The 4,518-nt window shown below is 22.9% G+C and carries 4 protein-coding genes; all 4 read right to left on the minus strand.

Features of this window, described 5'->3' with window-relative positions:
* A partial coding sequence (locus ACTT90_RS07270) for a transglutaminase family protein (RefSeq protein WP_440938066.1) occupies positions 1 to 1,620 on the minus strand: 1,620 nt, incomplete at its 3' end.
* Positions 1,613 to 2,524: a hypothetical protein gene (locus ACTT90_RS07275; RefSeq protein WP_440938067.1), complete on the minus strand. Its 912-nt coding sequence runs from the start codon at positions 2,522 to 2,524 to the stop codon at positions 1,613 to 1,615. The genes ACTT90_RS07275 and ACTT90_RS07270, both read right to left, overlap by 8 nt.
* Positions 2,514 to 3,398 (minus strand): AAA family ATPase, encoded by an 885-nt coding sequence (locus ACTT90_RS07280; protein WP_440938068.1) that lies wholly within the window; start codon positions 3,396 to 3,398, stop codon positions 2,514 to 2,516. Before ACTT90_RS07280 ends, ACTT90_RS07275 begins: the two co-directional genes overlap by 11 nt.
* 14 nt (positions 3,399 to 3,412) lie before the next feature.
* On the minus strand, positions 3,413 to 4,518 hold a 1,106-nt coding region (locus ACTT90_RS07285; RefSeq protein WP_440938069.1), incomplete at its 5' end, for a sulfatase-like hydrolase/transferase.

The raw sequence follows: 4,518 nt of genomic DNA on the forward strand, positions 1-4,518 counted from the left end.
ATTTTTAGTATTATATAATTTTTCTTTAATAAATCTTGATCTAGATTTTTCATCATATTTTAAAAAACTATTAGTCCAAAGGTAGTTGGCATAATCAAAATAAATTGTAAATTTATTTAAACTTAAATTTTCATCAAAGGTTTCATTATTTTGTTTTTTTTCATCATTTTCAAAATTCAGATTATTCGAGTTTATAATATTTTGTTCTGGCACTGATATTGTAGGATCAAATCTCACCCAATTACCCTTTAAATATACTTCAACCCAAGAGTGGGCGTCTTGTTGTTTAAATGTATAAAAGTTTCCTATTTGATTATAGGTTCCTCCATAATATCCCGAAACTATCCTACTTGGTATGCCACCCATTCTTGCAAGTATTGCAAATGTTCCTGCATAATATTCGCAGTATCCTGTTTTTGTCTCAAAGAAAAATTTTTCATAATTATTTCCTAAGGTTTGTGGTTTTAAGCTATAAAAAAATTTACCATTAGAAAATTCATTTAAAATTTGATTTAAAAAATCATTTTCATTAGAAGAATTCAGTTTAATTTTATCTGCCCATTTTTTTAATTTAGGAGATATTGTATTAGGTAATTGCAAATATCTTTTAAGAATTTTTTCACTATATGAATAATCTTTTTTTGAATAATAAATCTTAAAAGGGGTTTTTTTATCTATAACTATATTATTTTCAGATATGTTATTAAAAATATCTGTCCTTATAGTTTTATTGATAAATTCATATTCTTTTAACTTCGGTAACCATTTTTTTTCATTAGCAAAAATTATTAAGTTTGATGAATTATCTTTATCTTCATCTGTATTTATTAATTTTATGTCTTTTGAATAATTTTTTAAAAGAAATCTATAATCATTATTTATCCAATCTTTTTTATCATTTAATATGTCAAAAACTTTTACTCTAAAATAATATTTCTTTGATAAATGCTGAGAGTTTGAGGTAAAAATAAATACGGTTTCATCACTATCAGATATATCTTGAAAAGAACCTAGGCTGATTTTCTCAGGTATCCCAAGTTGATTTGTTTTAGTTTCAAATAATTTAATATTAATTTCTGTTCGTGGAAAAATTAAATAAACTAAAGCAATTATTGGTATAATGCTAAATGCAAACATTAAGTATTTAAAAATATTTTTTAAGTTTATAGAAATTAATTTTTTTTGATTGAGAGAATAAAGATTAATTATAGAAATGACCAAAATCAAAAATGAAGTAAAAGAACTAATTAAATCTTGTCCGTATAGTAATGTGCTAATGGCAAAAAAAACACAAGTGTAATTAAAGAAATAATAATGTTCTTTCTTTTCAATTTCAGAAAATTTAAGAAAAATTAGGATTAAAATTAAATTTAGGAAATATTCTTTTGAAAAAGTATAATCGTTTAAGATAAATTGAATATAAATACATATAAGAGCAAAAGAAGAGCTATATAATTTTTTATATTTGTACTTAAAATAATTTTGAAAAATCGAAAATATCAATAAAAATGCAAATAACAGATTATTAATTAGCCCATTCTCATTAATTACCAGAGTGTAACTCAATAGGATTAATAATATTGATGTAAACTTATAATTTAACAGGTCAAATTTATGCATTAGCAAGATATATTAATTGTTTATTTTTATGTTCTAATGAACACGAGCTAATTGATTTATAACTATTATTTTTCAGTGAAAACGGTTTTTTTAATTTATAAAAATATTCTATTAAATAACTTGCATATGAAAGTTTTTTCTCAAGATTTTCAGCTTTTATTTTTTCTAAATCAATTGTTATATGTGTAGAATTATTGGAAAATTTAAACTTTTTGACATAATATTTTTTTTTAATTGTGAAATGTTTCCAAGAAACTTTAGATAGATTAAGATTATCTTTTGCCTCTTCAATTCTATCAAAATCATAATCAAATCCCTCTTTTAAATTATCATCAAATAATGAATCTAAAATTTCATCACTAGGTTTAATTGGTTTTGGATAAACTGTGATTTTTTCATTAAAGAAAATTTTTGAAAAAGTATTAATTATTCCAAAAGGAAATTGTGACTTAACATTTAATTGAGGTAAGTTATAAACTCCTCTTCTATCAAATATATAATCAAATTTAATTTTTTTTTCTTCATAGATATCAGAATTTATAAATTCATCACCAATATCAAAATTTATATTTAATCGTCCTTTGTTCCCCACGCAGTTTACCAAATAGCCTATCTTTACTTTTTGTTTGGCAGGTAATAATTTATCAGTCACCCTAAAATTTATATTCAATAAGTTCTGATAAGAAATAATAATTGAAATGAAATAAATGAAAAAAAGTATTATTGATAACAATAATCCAAAATTATTTTGATAAAATATTGAAACTGCAAAGCAAAAAAAAATTAAGGCAGCAATTTGAAATCCTCTAAAATTTGGAAATATATATAAATTTTTTCTGTTAAGTTTGTTTTTATTTTTCTTAGATTTTGTATCAATAAAGTTTTTCCAGATCTTATTCTTCATTTGGAACAGAAACTTTATTTAGAATTTCATTATTTATAAAGTCAAAAATTTCATTTTTTTCAACAATGTTTATTCTATGTCTTAGAACATAAGGTAAAACTTCTTTTATTTCTTGAAACGTCACATAATCTTTTCCATTAATTAAACTTAGAGATTTAGCTAATTTCAAAGTTTGTTTTAGACTTCTCGGCGATATATGAATTTCATTAAAATTTGTTTTTATATGTTCTGAAATATTATCAAGATATTCTATTACTTTTTGTGTTATGTGAATTTCTTTAATATTTTTTATCTTACTAAAATTAAAATTAGAATTATTTTGGTTAAGTGTAGTGTCTTCATTATTAAGTAATTTCAATCTTTCTTTTTTATTTAAATTATCAAGTGAAAAAGAAATAGAAAATCTATCTAACTGTGATTCAGGTAACAATGATGTACCTGATAAATCAGAAGGGTTCTGAGTTGCGATAACACAAAATGGGTCTGGTAATTTAAATGTTTCTTTATCTATTGTTACAGTTTTTTCTTCCATAGACTCTAAAAAAGCACTTTGTGTTTTCGGGCTTGCTCTATTTAGTTCATCTGCAAGAACTATATTAGTAAATATTGGACCCTTATTTATTTCAAAATTATCATTTTTGATATAAGTGTAACCTAGTATATCACTAGGCAGTAAGTCTGATGTAAATTGAATTCTTTTAAAATCTAAATTTAAAGAATTTGTTATGGATTTTGCAAAGGTAGTTTTTCCAGTTCCAGGCAAATCTTCAATCAAAATATGCCCTCCACTAATTATAGTAGCCAATGAAATCTTTATATTAAATTCATTTCCAATTACATTTTTTGATACATTAGAGATTATTTCTTTTAGCATTTTTTTATAATGGATTAATTAAGTGTTTGGTTTAAATAATAATCATTAAGAATTTTTTTACTCATAACAGAATTATAATGATTGTTGTAGTTAAAAAGTTTGTTTGAATTAAATAAAGATACTCCAAAAGCGAATCTTTTATCGAAAGTGTTAAGAAATCCTAGTTCATCTAGAATAGTAGGCGCAACATCAAAATGATTCATTTTTGATCTTTCAAAATTATTATTTGTGCTCATCTTGTAATATATATTTCTATTTTTTCTAGGTGCATCAATAATTTTTTTATCATTATAAATTGGATGTAATAAATGATCACCCATTATCACAACAACTGTATTAGCTAAAGCTCCAGAATAAGATAGTTCGTTTAAAAAATTGTTAATTTCAATAGAGATACATTTAAAAGAAAGAGCAGCTCTTTTTCTAATGTTCATTTCATTCTTAATCTGACATTTGGATGAAATTTTTTGATAAGGTGGATGAGTATCTGTTGTTTTTATGATCACATTGAAGGGTTTCTTTTCTTCATGAAGTTTAAGTATCTTTTCTTTTGCATAATTAAGCATAACCTCATCATGAACACCATTTCCCCATCCAAGTTTTTCATTTGGATACTTTTTCCTAATTTCATTATCATCAATTATTTTTATATGATGATTTTCTTTGAAGAAATCTGTTCTTTGGAATGATTTGTTTACAGTCATAAAATAATACTGTTTGTAATTAAAGTTATTTAAAACATCACTTAAACAATATAAATTTTTAATTTTATGGTTATTGAGATTTATAGAAACACTTGGATGAAATGGTACTGCACATTGACTGGCTACTAAACCTGCAATACTTATTTGAATAGATGGTGTCTCTTTAAAATTATAAATATTTTCACCTTTAATTTGATTAATTTTTTCTAATGGATTTTCATTAATATGATTTTCTAGTTTTTGAACATCATATTCCATAGATTCTACATAAAATAATATTAAGTTTTTTAGTTTTTTTTGTTTTTGATAAATTATAGTTTTTGGATCAACATATAAATTCTTATCAATTTCATTTTCAAATATTTGAATATATGGGATTAAAAAATAATGAAACTTAAATTGAATAAGAAAAAAGA

The sequence above is a fragment of the Candidatus Pelagibacter sp. genome (assembly GCF_052049935.1).
In the GTDB taxonomy this organism is placed as follows: Bacteria; Pseudomonadota; Alphaproteobacteria; order Pelagibacterales; family Pelagibacteraceae; genus Pelagibacter.

Coding starts and splice junctions, on each gene's coding strand:
- ACTT90_RS07275 (WP_440938067.1), bottom strand. CDS start 2,524: ATGAAGAATAAGATCTGGAAAAACTTTATTGATACAAAATCTAAGAAA.
- ACTT90_RS07280 (WP_440938068.1), bottom strand. CDS start 3,398: ATGCTAAAAGAAATAATCTCTAATGTATCAAAAAATGTAATTGGAAAT.